General features: G+C 74.3%; 18 protein-coding genes. 11 read left to right on the plus strand and 7 right to left on the minus strand.

Annotation, left to right across the window (positions count from 1 at the left end; genetic code table 11):
- Positions 1-24: 24 nt before the first annotated feature.
- Together KMZ30_RS08830 and KMZ30_RS08835 are read left to right on the plus strand one after the other, a co-directional pair.
- Complete coding sequence (locus tag KMZ30_RS08830; protein ID WP_030527336.1) at positions 25-834, plus strand: thymidylate synthase; 810 nt, start codon at positions 25-27, stop codon at positions 832-834.
- The gene (locus KMZ30_RS08835; protein ID WP_215512602.1) at positions 831-1298 is read left to right on the plus strand and encodes a dihydrofolate reductase; all 468 of its coding nucleotides are present in this window, start codon (positions 831-833) and stop codon (positions 1296-1298) included. The genes KMZ30_RS08830 and KMZ30_RS08835 overlap by 4 nt, the downstream gene beginning before the upstream one ends.
- On the opposite strand, the gene KMZ30_RS08840 is transcribed toward KMZ30_RS08835, so the two are convergent.
- The gene (locus KMZ30_RS08840) at positions 1283-2221 is read right to left on the minus strand and encodes an SMP-30/gluconolactonase/LRE family protein (RefSeq protein ID WP_215512603.1); all 939 of its coding nucleotides are present in this window, start codon (positions 2219-2221) and stop codon (positions 1283-1285) included. The genes KMZ30_RS08835 and KMZ30_RS08840 overlap by 16 nt on opposite strands.
- Positions 2222-2283: 62 nt before the next feature.
- Between KMZ30_RS08840 and KMZ30_RS08845 the strand changes: the two genes are divergently transcribed.
- Genes KMZ30_RS08845 through KMZ30_RS08855 form a run of 3 tightly spaced genes read left to right on the plus strand, consistent with a single transcriptional unit; the run spans position 2284 to position 4606 of the window.
- Positions 2284-3015 carry an enoyl-CoA hydratase-related protein gene (locus tag KMZ30_RS08845; RefSeq protein ID WP_215512604.1) on the plus strand — a complete coding sequence of 244 codons (732 nt, stop codon included), beginning with the start codon at positions 2284-2286 and terminating at the stop codon, positions 3013-3015.
- Positions 3016-3017: 2 nt separating this feature from the next.
- Positions 3018-4295, plus strand: coding sequence for a GNAT family N-acetyltransferase (locus KMZ30_RS22715; RefSeq protein WP_215520001.1), 1278 nt, complete (start codon positions 3018-3020; stop codon positions 4293-4295).
- Complete coding sequence (locus tag KMZ30_RS08855; RefSeq protein ID WP_215512607.1) at positions 4292-4606, plus strand: AzlD domain-containing protein; 315 nt, start codon at positions 4292-4294, stop codon at positions 4604-4606. Before KMZ30_RS22715 ends, KMZ30_RS08855 begins: the two co-directional genes overlap by 4 nt.
- A 1-nt stretch (position 4607) precedes the next feature.
- Here KMZ30_RS08855 and KMZ30_RS08860 read toward each other — a convergent pair whose 3' ends face one another.
- From KMZ30_RS08860 to dapB, 3 genes are read right to left on the minus strand one after another with little or no spacing between them, the layout of a single operon-like run.
- Positions 4608-5300, minus strand: a complete 693-nt coding sequence (locus KMZ30_RS08860; protein WP_215512608.1) for a sirohydrochlorin chelatase — start codon at positions 5298-5300, stop codon at positions 4608-4610.
- Positions 5293-6531 carry a uroporphyrinogen-III C-methyltransferase gene (cobA, locus tag KMZ30_RS08865; RefSeq protein ID WP_215512609.1) on the minus strand — a complete coding sequence of 413 codons (1239 nt, stop codon included), beginning with the start codon at positions 6529-6531 and terminating at the stop codon, positions 5293-5295. Before cobA ends, KMZ30_RS08860 begins: the two co-directional genes overlap by 8 nt.
- A complete protein-coding gene (dapB, locus tag KMZ30_RS08870; protein ID WP_215512610.1) occupies positions 6528-7274 on the minus strand; it encodes a 4-hydroxy-tetrahydrodipicolinate reductase in 747 nt (248 codons plus the stop codon). Before dapB ends, cobA begins: the two co-directional genes overlap by 4 nt.
- A 143-nt stretch (positions 7275-7417) precedes the next feature.
- On the opposite strand from dapB, the gene KMZ30_RS08875 reads away from it, so the two are divergent.
- A complete protein-coding gene (locus KMZ30_RS08875; protein WP_169742042.1) occupies positions 7418-7555 on the plus strand; it encodes a hypothetical protein in 138 nt (45 codons plus the stop codon).
- Between the two features lie 159 nt (positions 7556-7714).
- Here KMZ30_RS08875 and KMZ30_RS08880 read toward each other — a convergent pair whose 3' ends face one another.
- Positions 7715-10117: a polyribonucleotide nucleotidyltransferase gene (locus tag KMZ30_RS08880; protein ID WP_215512611.1), complete on the minus strand. Its 2403-nt coding sequence runs from the start codon at positions 10115-10117 to the stop codon at positions 7715-7717.
- A gap of 196 nt (positions 10118-10313) precedes the next feature.
- Complete coding sequence (gene rpsO, locus KMZ30_RS08885; RefSeq protein ID WP_030527353.1) at positions 10314-10583, minus strand: 30S ribosomal protein S15; 270 nt, start codon at positions 10581-10583, stop codon at positions 10314-10316.
- 613 nt (positions 10584-11196) lie between these two features.
- On the opposite strand from rpsO, the gene KMZ30_RS08890 reads away from it, so the two are divergent.
- From KMZ30_RS08890 to KMZ30_RS08910, 5 genes are read left to right on the plus strand one after another with little or no spacing between them, the layout of a single operon-like run.
- Positions 11197-11682, plus strand: coding sequence for an NAD(P)H-dependent oxidoreductase subunit E (locus KMZ30_RS08890; RefSeq protein ID WP_308279693.1), 486 nt, complete (start codon positions 11197-11199; stop codon positions 11680-11682).
- Positions 11679-13259, plus strand: coding sequence for an NADH-ubiquinone oxidoreductase-F iron-sulfur binding region domain-containing protein (locus KMZ30_RS08895; protein WP_215512612.1), 1581 nt, complete (start codon positions 11679-11681; stop codon positions 13257-13259). Before KMZ30_RS08890 ends, KMZ30_RS08895 begins: the two co-directional genes overlap by 4 nt.
- On the plus strand, positions 13256-16126 hold the full coding sequence (fdhF, locus tag KMZ30_RS08900) for a formate dehydrogenase subunit alpha (protein ID WP_215512613.1): 2871 nt from the start codon (positions 13256-13258) through the stop codon (positions 16124-16126). The genes KMZ30_RS08895 and fdhF overlap by 4 nt, the downstream gene beginning before the upstream one ends.
- Positions 16123-16380, plus strand: coding sequence for a formate dehydrogenase subunit delta (locus KMZ30_RS08905; protein ID WP_215512614.1), 258 nt, complete (start codon positions 16123-16125; stop codon positions 16378-16380). Before fdhF ends, KMZ30_RS08905 begins: the two co-directional genes overlap by 4 nt.
- Positions 16381-16440: 60 nt before the next feature.
- Positions 16441-17013 carry a 1-acyl-sn-glycerol-3-phosphate acyltransferase gene (locus tag KMZ30_RS08910; RefSeq protein ID WP_215512615.1) on the plus strand — a complete coding sequence of 191 codons (573 nt, stop codon included), beginning with the start codon at positions 16441-16443 and terminating at the stop codon, positions 17011-17013.
- Between the two features lie 18 nt (positions 17014-17031).
- Here KMZ30_RS08910 and KMZ30_RS08915 read toward each other — a convergent pair whose 3' ends face one another.
- On the minus strand, positions 17032-18177 hold the full coding sequence (locus KMZ30_RS08915) for an acyltransferase family protein (protein WP_215512616.1): 1146 nt from the start codon (positions 18175-18177) through the stop codon (positions 17032-17034).
- Positions 18178-18194 lie beyond the last annotated feature (17 nt).

Below are 18194 nucleotides of genomic sequence, written 5' to 3' on the forward strand. Positions count from 1 at the left end.
CTAGTGCGCCCCTAGGCTGGGACCGTGCGCCAGTACCTCGACCTCCTCGACCACGTGATGACGACCGGCGTCGAGAAGTCGGACCGCACGGGCACCGGCACCCGGAGCGTCTTCGGATACCAGATGCGCTTCGACCTCGCCGAGGGCTTCCCGGTGCTCACGACGAAGCGGCTGCACCTGCGCTCGATCATCGGCGAGCTGCTGTGGTTCCTCCGCGGCGACACCAACGTCCGCTGGCTGCAGGAGCGCGGCATCTCCATCTGGGACGAGTGGGCCGACGAGCACGGCGACCTCGGGCCGGTCTACGGGCACCAGTGGCGCTCGTGGCCGACGCCGGACGGCCGCACCGTCGACCAGGTCGCCAAGGTCGTGCAGGCGCTGCGGACCAACCCCGACTCGCGGCGGCACGTCGTCTCGGCGTGGAACGTCGCCGATGTCGACGACATGGCCCTGCCGCCGTGCCACACGATGTTCCAGTTCTACGTCCGCCCGGCCGCCGACGGCGGGCCGGCGTTCCTCGACTGCCAGCTCTACCAGCGCAGCGCCGACGTCTTCCTCGGCGTCCCGTTCAACATCGCCAGCTACGCCCTCCTGACCATGATGGTCGCGCAGCAGACCGACCTGCGCCCCGGCCACTTCGTCCACACCCTCGGCGACGCGCACCTCTACCTCAACCACCTCGAGCAGGCGACGCTCCAGCTGACGCGCGAACCGCTGCCCCTGCCGACGATGACCATCGCGCCCCGGCCCTCGATCGACGCCTACGAGCTCGAGGACTTCGAGCTCGTCGGCTACGAGGCGCACCCGTCGATCAAGGCGCCGATCGCCGTATGACCCGTGTCTCGCTCATCGCCGCCGTCGCCCGCAACGGCGTCATCGGCGCGGGGCAGTCGATGCCGTGGCACCTGCCGGAGGACTTCGCGTTCTTCAGGCGCACGACGATGGGGCATCCGCTCGTCATGGGCCGGCGCACCTTCGACTCCATCGGGCGGGTGCTGCCCGGCCGGCGCCACATCGTCATCACCCGGCAGCCCGACTGGGCGCACGCCGAGGTCGAGACGGCGCACTCGCTCGTCGAGGCGCTCGCGCTCGCCGGCCCGGCCGACGAGGTCTTCGTCGCGGGCGGCGGCCAGGTCTACGCCGAGGCGATGCCCTACGCGCACCGCCTGCTCGTCACCGAGGTCGACCTCGAGCCCGAGGGCGACACACACTTCCCGCCCGTCGACCCAGGCACCTGGGTCGAGACCGAGCGGGTGCCGGGCGAGCGCTGCGCCTGGGTCACCTACGAGCGGCGCTGACCGCCCGGGACCTCCCCCACCGCGATCGCCGGCTCGACGAGGCTGCCGAGCCACACCCGGCCCTCGTGCTCGCGCACGCCCGTCGCGACGTGCCAGCGGCTCGCGTCGAAGGACAGGTCGCGAACGACGCGCGCGGTGTCGTCGAGGGCGAGCACCCGCGCGGTGCGGCGCGGCGCCGGCTTGACGCGGTCCGGGAGGCGGCGGACGAGGCCGCGCACCGCGCGCGGGCTGCGCTGCAGCACCCCGAGGACGGGGTCGGTCGGCGAGGCGACGGTCACCCACACCAGCCCGTCGGAGCCGAGGGCGATGTTGTCCGGGTGGCCGGGCAGGTCCTCGACCCACGTCGTCACCTCGCCGGGCTCCCCGCCGTGCAGCGGGACCCGGCGGATGCGGCAGGTGCCGGTCTCGGCCACGAGCACCGCGCGCTCGTCGGGCAGGAGCGCGACGCCGTTGGCGAAGGCGAGCCCGTCGACGACGGTCGTGACAGCGCCGTCCGGGGTGCGGCGCAGCAGCCGCCCGGTGCACGTGTGCTCGACGAGGTCGTTCTTCCAGTCCTCGACCTGCCAGCGCCGGCTGGAGTCGGTGAACCAGATGGTGCCGTCGCGCTGGACGGCGGCGTTGTTCGTGAAGAGCAGGTGCTCGCCGTCGACCTCGGTGAGCAGCGTCTCGAGGTCGCCGCTCGCGGGGTCGAGGGCGAGCAGGCCGCGGTGGGCGTCGCAGACGAGCACCCGCCCGTCCGGCAGCCACTCGAGGCCGAGGGGGCGGCCGCCCGTCACCGCGACGGGCGCCACCGCGCCGGTGGCGGGGTCGTGGACGTGGACGACGCCGTCGGCGGTGCCCGTCCAGACGCGCCCGTCGTCCCCGACGAGCACGTCCTCCGCCCCGGGGCCCGGGACCGGCACGACGGTCAGCGGCAGCGTCATGCCCGGGAGCGTAGGGGCTGCCGGGCCGGGCGTCACCCGGGGCGCTCGGTAGGGTCGAGGCCGTGACCGTCCACGCCTCGCTCGCCGACCGGGTCGCCGTCCTGACGATCGACCGCCAGCACCGGCGCAACGCCCTCGACCTCGCCACCCTCGAGCAGCTGCACGACGAGGTCGTCGCCGCGCTCGCCGCCGGTGCGCGCGCGGTCGTCCTCACCGGCGCCGGCGGCCACTTCTGCGCCGGCGCCGACCTCACGGACCTCGAGGACGTCTCCTTCACGCAGCGCCTCGCCGAGGTCCTCCAGCACCTCGCGGCCGTCCCCGTCCCCACCGTCGCCGCCGTCGACGGCTCGTGCATGGGCCTCGGGATGCAGCTCGCGCTCGCCTGCGACGTGCGCGTCGTCGGCGACTCGGCCCGCTTCGCCGTCCCGGTCGCCAAGCTCGGCCTCATGGTCGACCACTGGACCCTCGACCGGCTCGCGCGGTGCTGGGGCGAGGGCGCGGCCCGGCACCTGGTCCTCACGGCCGCCGTCCTCGACGCCGACGACGCATGGCGCCTCGGGTTCGCGCAGGAGCGCGGTGGCCTCGACGACGCCCTGGCCCTCGCGACGCGCGCGGCAGCGCTCGCGCCGCTGAGCCAGGCCGGCTCCAAGGTCGGCCTCGGGGTCCGGCACGACGACGAGGCCGGGCTCGGACGCTACGAGGCCGCGTTCGCGCACGCGTGGTCGAGCGAGGACCTCGCCGAGGGGCGGGCCGCCTTCGCCGAGCGCCGTCCGGCCGTCTTCCGGGGGGTCTGACGATGACGACGCACGACCACTCCCACGACCACCCGCACGATCATGGTCACGACCACGGGTCCGACACCGGCCCCACGGCCGACGCGAGCGTCCGGGTCGCCCGCGCCAACGACGCGCCGGCCGTCGGCCGCGTCCAGGCCGACGTCTTCCGGGCGACGTACGCCGGCCGGCTGCCCGACGAGGTCGTCGCGCTCTTCGAGCCGGACGCCTTCGCACGCGCCTGGCGGGCCGGCCTGACCGACCCGCCCGAGGGCGTGCACCGGCTGCTCGTCGCGTGCGCCGGCCCGCAGGTCGTCGGCGCCGTCGCGCTGGGGCCGTCGCAGGACCCCGACGCCGAAGGCGCCTGGGGCGAGGTCACGCTCCTCGCCGTGCACCCGGACGCCCGCCGCCAGGGCCACGGCTCGCGGCTGGTCAACGCCGCCGTCGACCAGCTGCGCCAGGCCGGGGCCGACACCGTCACCGCGTGGCTGCTCGCCGACGACGAGGAGACCCGCGCCTTCCTCGCGGGCTCGGGCCTGGGCCCCGACGGCGCCTTCCGCGACCGCGTCGTCTCGCCCGACGGCGACACGCTGCGCGAGGTGCGGCGCCAGGCGCTGTCGGTCGGCGGGGCGACGGGCCTCTACGGCGTCTCGTTCGGCGCGCTGTCGGTGGCCTCGGGCCTCGACGTCTGGCAGACGCAGGCGCTCTCGCTCCTGCTGTTCAGCGGCGGGTCGCAGTTCGCCGTCGTCGGGGTGCTCGGGGCAGGGGGCAGCGGCGTGGCCGCGGTGGCGACGTCGTCGCTGCTCGGCGTCCGCAACGGCCTCTACGCCCTGCAGACCTCGCGCTTCCTCGGCGTCGCCGGGCTGCGCCGGCTCGCCGCGGCGCAGCTGACCATCGACGAGTCGACCGCCGTCGGGGTGGCCCAGCCGGAGCGACCGTCCCAGCGGATCGGGTTCTGGCTCACGGGCATCGCCGTGTTCCTCGGCTGGAACCTCATGACCCTCGTCGGCGCGCTCGTCGGCAACGCGCTCGGCGACCCCCGCACCTACGGACTCGACGCCGCGGCGGCGGCGGCCTTCGCCGCGCTCCTCTGGCCGCGCCTGCGCAGCGGGGACGCGGCGGCCACCGCGGTGCTCGCCGTGTTCGTCGCCCTCGTCACGAGCCCGCTCCTGCCGCCGGGCGTGCCGGTCATCCTCTCCGTCCTCGCCGCCCTCGCCGTGGGGTTGCGGCGCGGCGGACGGCACGAGGGGTCGCCGACGGCCGCCCCCGGTGAGCTCGACGGACGGGACCCGCTGCCGTGACGACCTGGACCACCGTGCTGCTCGCCTGCGCCGCGGCCTACGCGCTCAAGCTCGCCGGCTACCTCGTGCCCGCCCACTGGGTCGAGGGCGATCGCCGCTCCCGCGTCATCGCCCTGCTGCCCGTCGCGCTGCTCGCCGCCCTCGTCACCGTGCAGACCGTCGCCGGGGACGCCGGGGCGCTCGTCCTCGACGCCCGCGCCGCGGCCCTCGCGGTGGCCGTCGTCCTGCTCCTCCTGCGCGCCAACTTCCTCGTCGTCGTCGCCGGGGCGGCCGCCACCGCGGCGCTGCTGCGGGCCGTCGGCTGGGGCTGAGTCAGGCCGTGCGGTAGCGCTCGAGCACGACCTCGACCACGCGCCGGTCCGGGAGCAGCGGCGCGGTGACGACGTCGGCGCCGCACTCGTCGAGCCGGCGCTGGAAGAACCCCGGCGCCAGGAGGTACGAGACGAGCACGACCCGGTGGGCACCCTCGACGCGGGCCGCCGTCACCGCGCAGGCGGCCGGCGGTCGCGGGCCCGCCGCGTAGCCGAGACGAACCGGGCGGTGCAGGCGCTCCCCGAGCCGGCGCGCCGTCTCGGCCGAGGCCTCCTGTGCGCGCCCGTCGCTGGACCCGGCCGGGGCGAGGACGACCGTGTCCTGCGGCCCCGCTCCCCCGGCCTGCTCCACCCGCTCGACGAGGAGGTCGACGAGGCGGTCGTCCGGCCCGAGCGCCGGGGTGACGAGGACGTCCGGCCGCTCGGCCACGGCCTCGGCGAGGTCGACCCGCACGTGGTAGCCGGCGGCGAGCAGCAGCGGGACGACCACGCCGGCGCGCGAGCCGTCGGGTCGGGCCGGCAGGGACGCCACGACGTCGTCGACGGCCGGTCCGTGGACGTCGACGTACGCCTCGCGGACGTCGACGCCCGGCAACCGTTCCGCGACCGCCTCGACCGCCGCCGCGACGACCGCGCGGCCGCCCGGGTCACGGGTGCCGTGCCCGCAGACGACGAGGGCCGGCGGCTCAGCCATCGTCCGACGCGGAGCCGGGCGGGGTGGCGCAGACCGGGTCGTCGAGGAAGCCCTCGGCCGCGACCCGGCCGAGGACGACGACGGCGGGCGGGCGCACGCCGGCCTCCGCGAACACCCGGGCCGCCGTGGCGAGCGTCGCCCGGGTCACGCGCTCGTGCGCGGTCGAGCCCTGCTCCACCGCGGCCACCGGCAGGTCGGCCGGCACGCCCTGCGCCAGCGCGGCGTCGCAGATGCCCGGCAGCGCGGAGACGGCCATGAGGAGGACGACCGTGGCCCCGGCCGCGAGCGCGCCGGTCATCGCCGGGTCGGCGCCGGCGTGCCCGGAGGTCACGAGGACCGACGTCGCGACGCCCCGCTGCGTCACGGGGATGCCCGCGAGCGCGGGCACCGAGAACGCCGAGGTGATGCCGGGGACGACGTCGACCTCGACGCCCGCCGCGCGGCACGCGTGGACCTCCTCGCCGCCACGGCCGAAGACGTACGGGTCACCGCCCTTGAAGCGCACGACGGTCCGCCCCGCGAGCGCGTGCTCGACGAGCAGCCGGTTGATCTCGGCCTGCGGCACGGGGTGGTTGGTCGGGCTCTTGCCGACGTTGACGACCTCGACGTCGTCGGGCAGGTGGTCGAGCAGCCAGGTCGCGCCGAGCCGGTCGGTGACGACGACGTCGGCCGTCGCGAGCGCCTCGCGCCCGGCCGTGGTCACGAGGCCGGGCGCCCCCGGGCCGCTGCCGACGAGCACGACCCGGCCGGTGCCCGACCGGTGCCGCCGCAGGTCGACGCGGCCGGACTCCACGTGCGCGCCGAGGGCGTCGCGGACCGCGACGGTCCGGCGCGGGTCGGGGGCGCCGGTGCTCACGACCCCGATCCGCAGGTCGTCGTGGGTCGACTGCGCGGCGACGCGGGCGCTGCCCGCCGCGCCGTCCGAGGCGTCGACGCACCACGTGCGCCGCGCCTCGCACCAGGCGGCGACGTCGCGGTTGGTGGCCGGGTCGCCGGTGGCGGCGACGACGAACCAGGCCTCGTCGACGTCCTGCTCGACGACCGGCCGCTGCCGGAGCTCGACGTCGCCGTGCGAGGCCATCCGGCGGACGTCCTCGGAGGGTGCGGGGTCGACGACGACGACCCGGGCCCCGTCCTCGACGAGGGTGCGGACCCGTCGGCCGCCGACCGCGCCGGCACCGACGACGACGACCCGCCGTCCGGCGAGGTCGAGCCCGACGAGGGTGCTCACCCGAGGCCGAGGTAGTGCTCGAGCCCGACCGTGAGGCCGGGGCGGTCGCCGACCTGCCTCACGGCGGCAAGGACGCCGGACATGAAGGAGACCCGGTCGAAGGAGTCGTGGCGCAGCGTGAGCATCTCGCCGGGACCCCCGAGGAGGACCTCCTGGTGGGCCACGAGGCCGCGCAGCCGCACGGAGTGGACGGGGACGCCGTGCACGCGGGCGCCGCGGGCGCCGTCGGGGTCGTGGGTCGTGGCGTCCGGGACGGGGTCGCAGCCGGCCTCGTCGCGGGCGGCGCCGATGAGGTCGGCCGTGCGCGCGGCGGTGCCCGAGGGCGCGTCGACCTTGTCCGGGTGGTGCAGCTCGACGACCTCGACGGACTCGAAGAACGGGGCGGCGCGACGGGAGAGCTCCATGAGGAGCACCGCCCCGATGGCGAAGTTCGGGGCGACGAGCACGCCGACGGTCGGGTCCTCGCCGAGCTGCTCGCGCAGCGTCGCGAGCCGCTCCTCGCTCCACCCGGTCGTCCCGACGACGACGTGGACGCCGCGCTCGACGCAGTGGGCGACGTTGGCCGGCGAGGCGTCGGGGACCGAGAACTCGACGACGACGTCGGCCCCGCCGAGGTCCTCGAGGTCGTCCCCGGCGTCGTACCGGCCGACGAGCTCGAGGTCGTCGGCGCCCTCGACCGCCGCGCAGACCGTGGACCCCATCCGGCCGGCCGCACCGATGACCGCCAAGCGTGTCGTGCTCATACCGACCACCCTAGCCAGCGCGTCGATGCCGGCCCGCTCGACGTCCGCGCCGCGCCGTCGTTCACCGTCCGTTCACCTTTGGCGGTTCCGTCGGCTATCCTGAAGGTGAACAGCAGGTGAACACCACGGAAAGGGGGCCTGACATGAAGAAGGTCACGACCACGACGAGCCGCACCGGCCTGGCCGTGCGCTGGGTCCCGGTCACCGACGCCGAGGGCCGCACGCGGATGGAGATGCGCTGGAGCGCGCCGCACCAGCTGCGTCCCCGCGCCGCCGCCTGACCGGCCGCACGTCACGACAGAGGCCCGCACCCCCACCGGGGGCGCGGGCCTCTCGCGTTCCCCCGGACGTCCCCGGTGGCGTTCTGACGCGCCGGAGCCCCGGCACACACGGGGTGTGCCGGGGCTCCGGTCCGGATGACGCGTGCGGCGCCGGCCGGGTCAGTCCTCGCTGGAACCGCCCTCGCCGGAGCGCTCGCCACGACCGCGGCCACCGCGACGGCGACGGTTGCGACGCGGGCGGTCGCCGCCCTCGCCCGACTCGTCACCGGCGTCGCCGGCCTCGTCGTGGTCGTCGTCGGAGGTGTCCGCGTCGGCCGCGGGGGCCTCGGCGGCCGGGGCGGCGGGCGCCTCGGCGGCCGGGGCGTCGGCCTCGGTGTCGCCCTCGGCGGTGACCGCCGCGAGGCTCAGCTTGCCGCGCGGGTCGATCTCCTTGAGCTCGACCTGGATCTTCTGGCCGACGGACAGGACGTCCTCGACCGCGTCGATCCGCTTGCCGCCGACGAGCTTGCGCACCTCGGAGATGTGCAGCAGGCCGTCCTTGCCCGGCAGGAGGGAGATGAACGCCCCGAAGGTCGTCGTCTTGACGACGGTCCCGAGGAAGCGCTCGCCGATCTCCGGCATCTGCGGGTTGGCGATGGCGTTGATGGCCGCGCGGGCCGCCTCCGCCGACGGGCCGTCGGTCGCACCGATGTAGATGGTGCCGTCGTCCTCGATCGAGATCTGGGCGCCCGTGTCGTCCTGGATCTGGTTGATCATCTTGCCCTTCGGGCCGATGACCTCGCCGATCTTGTCGACCGGGACCGTGACGCTGATGACGCGGGGAGCGAAGGGGCTCATCTCGTCGGGGGCGTCGATGGCCTCGTTCATCACGTCGAGGATGTGGAAGCGGGCGTCGCGGGCCTGGGTCAGCGCGCCGGCCAGCACGTCGGCGGGGATGCCGTCGAGCTTGGTGTCGAGCTGGATGGCCGTGACGAACTCGCGGGTGCCGGCGACCTTGAAGTCCATGTCGCCGAACGCGTCCTCGGCGCCGAGGATGTCGGTGAGCGCCGCGTACTGCGTCTGCCCGTCGACCTCCGCGGAGACCAGGCCCATCGCGATGCCGGCGACCGGGGCGCGCAGCGGCACACCGGCGTTGAGCAGCGACAGGGTGGACGCGCAGACCGAGCCCATCGAGGTCGAGCCGTTGGAGCCCAGCGCCTCGGAGACCTGGCGGATCGCGTAGGGGAACTCCTCGCGGGTCGGCAGGACCGGCATGAGCGCCCGCTCGGCGAGCGCGCCGTGGCCGATCTCGCGGCGCTTCGGCGAGCCGACGCGACCGGTCTCACCGGTGGAGAACGGCGGGAAGTTGTAGTTGTGCATGTAGCGCTTGCGCGTCACCGGCGAGAGGGTGTCGAGCTGCTGCTCCATCCGGAGCATGTTGAGCGTGGTGACACCCATGATCTGGGTCTCGCCGCGCTCGAAGATCGCCGAGCCGTGCACGCGCGGCAGGACCTCGACCTCGGCGCTCAGGGCGCGGATGTCGGCGAGGCCACGGCCGTCGATGCGGACCTTGTCGCGCAGGATGCGCTCGCGGATGAGCTTCTTCTGCACCGAGCGGTACGCGGCGGAGAGCTCCTTCTCGCGCCCCTCGAACTGCTCGGCGAGGGAGGCCTTCATCGACTCCTTGATCTCGTCGATGCGCTCCTCGCGCTCCTGCTTGCCCGCGATCTGCAGGGCGGCGGTGAGGTCGCCGGTGGTGGCGGACTCGACCGCGGCGTAGGCGTCGTCCTCGTAGTCGAGGAAGACCGGGAACTCCTGCACCGGCTTGGCGGCGGTGCGGGCGAGCTCGGCCTGCGCGTCGCACAGGGTGCGGATGAAGCCCTTGGCGGCCTCGAGGCCCTCGGCGACGACCTCCTCGGTCGGCGCCTGCTTGCCCAGGGTCTTCACGAGGTCCCAGGTGTGCTCGGTGGACTCGGCCTCGACCATCATGATCGCGACGTCGTCACCCGCGACGCGGCCGGCGACGACCATGTCGAAGGTCGAGCGCTCGATGTCGCTGAAGTTCGGGAAGGCGACCCACTGGCCGTCGATGAGGCTGACGCGGACGGCACCGATCGGGCCGCTGAACGGCAGGCCGGAGATCTGCGTCGAGGCGCTGGCCGCGTTGATGGCGAGCACGTCGTACTGGTGGTCCGGGTTGAGCGCCAGGACGGTGATGACGACCTGGACCTCGTTGCGCAGACCCTTGGTGAAGGTCGGGCGCAGCGGGCGGTCGATGAGACGGCAGGTGAGGATCGCGTCGGTGGACGGGCGGCCCTCGCGGCGGAAGAACGAGCCGGGGATCTTGCCCGCGGCGTACATCCGCTCCTCGACGTCGACGGTCAGGGGGAAGAAGTCGAACCCCTCGCGCGGGTGCTTCCCGGCGGTGGTGGTGGAGAGGAGCATCGTGTCCTCGTCCAGGTAGGCGCTCACGGCGCCGCCGGCCTGCTTGGCCAGGCGTCCGGTCTCGAACCGGACGGTGCGGGTACCGAAGCTGCCGTTGTCGATGACGGCTTCGGTGGCGGTGATCTCGGGACCCTCCACGGGGCCTCCTTCTCTCGTGTCATTCACGCACGCGCATCGTCGTTGTGCGCGGGTGTGTCCTTCAGGCGGCGTCGCGCGGGGCGACGCCGGTCGTGCTGTCGATGTTCAGTTGTGGGTTCTTCCGAACGGGCCGAGCCCGCTCATGCGAGAAGGGCGGCCCCTGCACACGTGTGCGGGGACCGCCCTCTCGGAAGTCTCAACGACGCAGACCGAGGCGCTTGATCAGCGAGCGGTAGCGCTCGATGTCGATGCTCTCCAGGTAGCGCAGGAGGCGGCGGCGACGGCCGACCAGCAGCAGCAGGCCACGACGGGAGTGGTGGTCGTGCTTGTGCGCACGGCTGTGCTCGGTGAGGTCCTTGATGCGCTGCGTGAGGAGCGCGACCTGGACCTCGGGCGAGCCCGTGTCACCCTCGGTGGTGCCGTACTCGGCGATGATCTGCTTCTTGACGTCGGTGCTCAGCGGCATGGGGCGACGACTCTCCTTCGGGGGTTTCTGCTGCGCGGCGCTCCCGGGCTGGTTCACCGGGGCTCTCTGGATCCGCGGCCGATCTGACGGCAGTTGGCAAGGCTACCAGCGGCCCGGTACGCACCCCTAATCGGCGCGACCGGCGCCCGGTGGCCCCGCTCCCCCATCCTCTCACCGCCCGGCTCTGGTCCGGATCGCCGGCTCTGGTCGCGATCGTCCGGGTGGCGGTGAGCTCTCGCCGCCACCCGGCAGAGCGGACCAGAGCCGACGCGGGTTGCCCACGGGGCAAGGGCGCGTCGTGCTCGGGGCGATGCGGCGCGGGCCGGAGGCCCCCCCGCGCTCGGGCGTGCTGCGATCGACGCATGTGTCATCTCCTGTCCGCTCTCGTCCCGGATGACCCCGCACGTGCGGGGTTGTCGCTGTCCGCCCTGCCCGCCGACCACGAAAAGCCCGCATGTGCGGGGTCGCCGGGGCCGGTCGGGGCGCGTTGCCCGCGGGGCAAGGCCTCGCCGTGCTCGGGGCGCTGCGCCGCGGGCCGGAGGACCTGCCGCTACCGGCGGGTCCGTCGTAGGCTGCCCGGACAGGTGAGCGACCCCACAGAGAGGTGGACGACGTGCGCCAGCGAGGACCCAGCCCTGCACCGGCCCCGGCGCCGGCCGACCCCGGGCGCGCGGCCGCCGTGCGGGCGCTCGCCGAGGGGATGGCCTCGATGCGCGGGCCGCTCCTGCCGGTGCTCCACGCGGTGGTCCAGCAGCACGGGTACGTCCACGACGACGACGTGCCGGTCGTCGCCGACGTCCTCAACCTCAGCCGGGCCGACGTCCTCGGCGTGCTGACCTTCTACCACGACCTGCGCCGCACTCCCCCGACCGCGCACCGCGTCACGCTCTGCCGCGCCGAGGCCTGCCAGGCGCGCGGCGCCGAGGCCACCGTCGCGGCCGCCACCGACCGGTGGGCCGGCTCGACCGACGTCGAGGTCGGCGAGGTCTTCTGCCTCGGCAACTGCGCGCTCGGCCCGTCCGGGATGCTCGACGGCGCCCTCCACGGCCGGCTCACGCCCGACCGCCTCGACGCCCTGACCGAGGGGTGGCCGGCGTGAACCCCGTCGTCTGGGTGCCGGCCGACGCCGCCGCCGTCTCCGTCGGGGCCGACGAGGTCGCCGCTGCCCTCGAGGCGGCCGGCGCCACCGTCCGCCGCAACGGCTCCCGCGGCATGCTCTGGCTCGAGCCCCTCGTCGAGCTCGAGACCGACGCCGGACGGGTCGGCTACGCGAACGTGACGAGCGGGGACGTCGACGCCCTGCTCGGCGGCACGCTCGACGACACCGACCGCTGCGTCGGCGTCGTCGACGATCACCCGTGGCTGACCGGCCAGCACCGCGTCTCGTTCACCCGGGTCGGCGTCATCGAGCCGACCGACCTCGCCGCCTACCGCGCCCACGGCGGGCTCGCCGGCCTCGAGCGCGCCCTCGGCCTCGACCCCGCCGAGGTCGTCCGCGAGGTCACCGACTCCGGGCTGCGCGGCCGCGGCGGCGCCGGCTTCCCCGCCGGCATCAAGTGGGAGACCGTCCGCACGGCGCAGGCCGACACCAAGTTCGTCTGCTGCAACGCCGACGAGGGCGACTCCGGCACCTTCGCCGACCGGATGCTCATCGAGGGCGACCCCTTCACCCTCGTCGAGGGCATGACGATCGCCGCGATGGCCACCGGCGCGACCGAGGGCTTCGTGTACCTGCGCTCCGAGTACCCGCACGCCATCCGCACGCTGCGCCGCGCCATCGACGTCGCGTACGCGCACGGAGTCCTCGGCGCGTCGGTGCTCGGCAGCGGCCGCCGCTTCGACCTCGACGTCCGCGTCGGGGCCGGCGCGTACATCTGCGGCGAGGAGACGTCGATGCTCGAGTCGCTCGAGGGCAAGCGGGGCGAGGTGCGCGCCAAGCCGCCGATCCCCGCGCTCGAGGGGCTGTTCGGCCGGCCGACGGTCGTCAACAACGTCCTCACGCTCTCGGCCGTCCCGATGGTCCTCGCCGACGGCGGCGCCGCGTACGCCGCGCTCGGCACGGGTCGCAGCCGCGGCACCCAGGTCTTCCAGCTGGCGGGCAACGTCGCCCGCGGCGGGGTCGTCGAGGCCGACTTCGGCATCTCGCTGCGCGAGCTCGTGGAGGGCTACGGCGGGGGTACGGCGTCCGGGCGGCCCGTCAAGGCGGTCCAGGTCGGCGGCCCGCTCGGCGCCTACCTGCCGCCGGCCCGCTTCGACCTGCCGATGGACTACGAGGCCTTCGCCGAGGCCGGCGCGATGGTCGGGCACGGCGGCGTGGTCGTCTTCGACGACTCGATGGACGCCGGCGCGATGGCGCGGTTCGCGATGGAGTTCTGCGCCAAGGAGTCCTGCGGCAAGTGCACCCCGTGCCGGGTCGGCTCGACCCGGGGCGTCGAGGTCATCGACCGCATCCGGGCGGGGACGCAGCGCGAGTCCAACCTCGTCCTCCTCGAGGACCTCTGCGCGACGATGACCAAGGGCTCGCTCTGCGCGATGGGCGGCCTCACCCCGATGCCGGTCCGCAGCGCCCTGGAGCACTGGCCCGAGGACTTCGGTGTCGAGCCCGCCGCGGCCGACGCCGCCACCGACACGATGCCCGAGTCAGCCACCAGCACCACCGGAGGAGCGCGGCCATGACCACCCTCGACGAGCGACCCGACGCCCTGGCGTCCGAGACCGACCACGGCACACCGGCAGTCGTCGGTGCACCCGCCACCGTGAGCATCGACGGCCGCGAGGTCACGGTGCCCGCCGGCACGTCGGTGATGCGAGCCGCCGCCGAGGTCGGCATCGAGATCCCGAAGCTCTGCGCCACCGACTCGCTCAAGGCGTTCGGGTCCTGCCGGCTCTGCCTCGTCGAGGTCGAGGGCGGCAAGGGCACCCCTGCGTCGTGCACGACCCCGTGCACCGACGGGATGGTCGTCAGCACTCGCACCGAGCAGGTGCAGGACCTGCGCCGGAACGTCATGGAGCTCTACCTCTCGGACCACCCGACCGACTGCGCCGGGTGCGCCCGCGGCAGCTGCGAGATGCAGAAGTGGGCGCGCGAGACCGGGGTCGCCGAGGTCCGGTACGGCCTCGACGGCGCGAGCCACCTCGCCGACACCACCGACCGCTCCAACCCCTACTTCGACTACGACCCGGCCGCCTGCATCGTCTGCTCGCGCTGCGTGCGTGCCTGCTCCGAGACGCAGGGGACGTTCGCCCTCACCGTCGAGGGGCGCGGCTTCGACTCGCGGATCTCCGCCGGCGGCACCGACTTCCTGCACTCCGAGTGCGTCTCGTGCGGCGCCTGCGTGCAGGCCTGCCCGACCGAGGCGCTGACGGAGCGGTCGGTCGTCCAGCTCGGGATGCCGACCCGCTCGGTCGTCACGACGTGCGCGTACTGCGGCGTCGGCTGCTCGTTCAAGGCCGAGGTGCAGGGCTCCGGCGACGACACGCGCGTCGTCCGCATGGTGCCGTGGAAGGACGGCGGCGCGAACGAGGGGCACTCGTGCGTCAAGGGCCGGTTCGCCTACGGGTACGCCGCCCACGAGGACCGGCAGCTGCAGCCGATGGTGCGCGAGTCCATCGACGACGAGTGGCGCGTCGTCTCGTGGGAGGAGGCGATCCGGACGGCGGCCGAGGGCTTCCGGCGCATCCAGTCCGAGCACGGCGTCGGGTCCATCGGCGGCATCTCGTCCTCGCGCTGCACGAACGAGGAGGTGTACGTCGTCCAGAAGATGGTGCGGGCGGCGTTCGGCAACAACAACGTCGACACCTGCGCGCGGGTCTGCCACTCCCCCACCGGGTACGGGCTCAACCACGCCTTCGGCACCTCGGCCGGCACCCAGGACTTCCGCTCGGTCGAGCAGGCCGACGTCATGCTCCTCATCGGGGCCAACCCCACCGACGCGCACCCGGTCTTCGCCTCACGCATGAAGAAGCGCCTGCGGGCGGGCGCGCGGATCGTCGTCGCCGACCCCCGGCGCATCGACCTCGTCCGCAGCCCGCACGTCGAGGCCGCGTACCACCTGCCGGTGCGTCCGGGGACGAACGTCGCGTTCGTCAACGCGATGGCGCACGTCATCGTCACCGAGGGCCTGCTCGACGAGGAGTTCGTCCGCACCCGCACCGAGGGCGCGGAGGGCTACCTCGAGTTCATCGCCCGACCCGAGCACTCGCCGGAGGCCACCGAGGCCGAGACGGGCATCCCGGCCGACGAGCTGCGTTCCGCCGCAAGGCTGTACGCGGCCGGCCCGAACTCCGCCATCTACTACGGCCTCGGCGTCACCGAGCACAGCCAGGGCTCGACGATGGTCATGGGGATGGCGAACCTCGCGATGCTCACCGGCAACCTCGGGCGTGAGGGCGTCGGCGTCAACCCGCTGCGCGGCCAGAACAACGTGCAGGGCTCCTGCGACATGGGCTCCTTCCCGCACGAGCTGCCGGGCTACCGGCACGTGTCCCGACCCGAGGTGCGCGAGATCTACCAGTCGCTGTGGGGCGTGACCATCCAGCCGGAGCCGGGGCTGCGCATCCCCAACATGTTCGACTCCGCGATCGGCGGGTCGTTCCTCGGGCTCTACGTGCAGGGCGAGGACATCGCGCAGTCCGACCCCAACACGCAGCACGTCGAGGCCGCGCTGCGTTCGATGCAGATGGTGGTGGTCCAGGACCTCTTCCTCAACGAGACGGCGCGCTTCGCCCACGTGTTCCTGCCCGGCACGTCGTTCCTCGAGAAGGACGGCACCTTCACCAACGCCGAGCGCCGGCTCAACCGGGTGCGGCCGGTCATGCCGAGCCGCGTCGGCCGGGACGAGTGGCAGGTCGTCTGCGAGCTCGCGACGGCGATGGGCTACCCGATGTCGTACGGGTCGACGGCCGAGATCATGGACGAGATCGCCTCGACCACACCGACGTTCGCCGGCGTCTCGTTCGCCAGGCTCGACGCCGAGGGCTCGATGCAGTGGCCGGTCACCGACGCCGCGCCGCACGGCACCCCGACGATGCACGTCGGGCAGTTCGTCCGCGGTCTGGGCCAGCTGACCCCGACGGTCTACGTCCCCACGACCGAGCGCGCGAACCGGCGCTTCCCGCTGGTGCTGACGACCGGTCGCATCCTGTCGCAGTACAACGTCGGCGCGCAGACCCGCCGGACACCGAACTCGACGTGGCACCCGGCCGACGTGCTCGAGATCCACCCGTCCGACGCCGAGCTGCGCGGCATCCGCGACGGCGACGTCGTCGAGCTCGCCTCGCGCGTCGGGGCGACCCGGCTCACGGCGCTCGTTTCCGACCGGATGCCCGCCGGCGTCGTCTACACGACGTTCCACCACCCGGTGACCGGTGCCAACGTCGTGACCACCGAGAACTCCGACTGGGCGACCAACTGCCCGGAGTACAAGGTGACGGCGGTCCAGGTGACGGTGGCGACCGAGGCCGCGCGGGCCGAGAGCGGCGCCGCGCCCGAGGAGCGCGGTGCCCCGATGCCGGCCGGCGCGATGGCGAGGCGACGCCGGTGACCGGGGGCGTCCCCCCGGTCGTCCGGCTCGGGCACGACCTCGTCCGCAACTTCGAGGCGCTGCCGCCGGAGAAGGCGGCCGAGGAGCTCGCGACGCACATCAAGAAGTTCTGGGAGCCCCGGATGCGGCACGAGCTGCTGGCGCGCGTCCGGCGCGGCGAGACCGACCTCCACCCGCTGCTCGTGCGGGCCGCCGAGGACCTCGTCGACGGCGACATCGACCGGTCCGAGGTGCGGGAGCCGTCCGGGGGCTGAGGCGGGCGGAGCGCTAGCGTGGTGCCGCGCGCCGGACCGGCCGGCCGCGGAGAGGTCCCGATGCGCGTCGCCCTGGCCAAGACCGTGCTGCGCCTGGCCCGGTGGACGGCCGTCGGCGAGGTCCCCCGCACCGGCATCCTCGTCGGGGCCCCGCACACGTCCAACTGGGACTTCGTGATGATGCTGCTCGTCATGTGGCGCGGCGACGTCACGCCGCGCGTCCTCATCAAGCAGGAGCTGTTCAGGGGACCGCTCGGCTGGCTGCTGCACCGCCTCGGCGGCATCCCGCTCGACCGCGGGAACCCCGGTCAGGTCGTGCGCGAGCTGGTGCGTGAGGCCCGCAGCGGCGAGCCGTTCCTGCTCATCCTCGCCGCCGAGGGCACGCGCGAGCGCGGCGAGTACTGGAAGTCGGGCTTCTGGCGGATCGCGCGCGCGGCCAAGCTGCCCATCGCGCTGGCGTTCATCGACGGCCCGTCCCGCACAGCGGGATTCGGGCCGACCATCACGGCGACGCCCGACGTCCGCGCCGACATGGACCTCGTCCGGGAGTTCTACCGCGACAAGCGCGGGATCCACCCCGAGAGGCGCACCGAGCCGCGCCTGCGCGAGGAGGACCGCCCCACCGGGGCGTGACCGTACGGCAGCCGGCGCTCACCGGAGGCCGACCAGCTCCGGTCGGGGCCCGGCCGGCACCGGTGCCGGTGCGCTGACGGCCGGCTCGTCCTGCCGGGGACGGCGGCCGGTGACGATGCGGCGGCGCGCCGGGCGCTCGACGAGCACGAGCATCGCCCACGACGCGAGGCCGAGGACGCCGACGACCGCGACGAGCACGAGCTGGGCCAGCCACGGGTTGCCCGCCGCCAGGCCGACGGCCTGCTCGACCGGCCACTCGAAGAGCCAGTGGACCATGTAGAGCGCGAACGACGCCTCGCCCGCGGCGACGAGCCAGCGCAGCGAGAGGATCTTGGCGAGCCACCCGGACGAGGCCGCCAGCGCGGCGACCCCGAGGCCGAGCGCGGGCGCCATCCAGTAGCGCCCCGCCGACGCCGCGGGGAGGACGGCGGTCACGAGGAGGGCCAGCGGCAGGACGGGGGCGAGGCGGCCCAGGCGCGCCCCTCCGCGCACCCACGCGAGGCAGAGGAGCATCCCGCCGACGAACTCGAACATGATCCGGACCCAGAACATGTTCTCGAGGTTGCCGTTCGGCAGGGCCATCGTCGCGAAGATCCAGAGCATGACGCCGTAGCTCGCGGCGGCGAGGACCAGGGCCGTGGAGGACCGGCGCAGGCGCGCGACGACCACGAAGAGGAGCGGCGCGAGCAGGTAGGCGAACCACTCGGCGCTGATCGACCACGCCGGGGTGTTGAAGCTCGGCCGGTCGTTGACCCAGTAGTGGACCATCCCGAGGTTCTGGAGGTAGGCGTCGCCGGTGCGGCGGCTGTCCTCGACGGTGCGCCCGAGGGTGCCGAGGAGGAAGGCGGTGAGGACGTCGACGTGCAGGGCGACGACGTGCACGGGCCAGACCCGCGCGAAGCGGTTGCGGACGAACGAGCGGGTGTCGCGCCAGCGGAAGGCGCGCATCCGCTCGGCGTACGTGTACGCGAGGACGAAGCCGCTCAGGGCGAAGAAGAGGTCGACGCCGAGGTAGCCCGCCCGCATGAAGGTGTCGAGCGGGGCGAGCGAGGGCTCGAGCGCGAGGATCTCCTCGCGGTAGTGGAAGAGGACGACCCACACCGCGGCGACGGCCCGCAGGCCGGTGAGCGCGGGGAGGGCCGGCCGGCGGGTCAGCAGCTCCATCCCCACGACCTTGCCGA

The sequence above is a fragment of the Phycicoccus mangrovi genome, assembly GCF_018729305.1.
GTDB lineage: Bacteria > Actinomycetota > Actinomycetes > Actinomycetales > Dermatophilaceae > Phycicoccus > Phycicoccus jejuensis.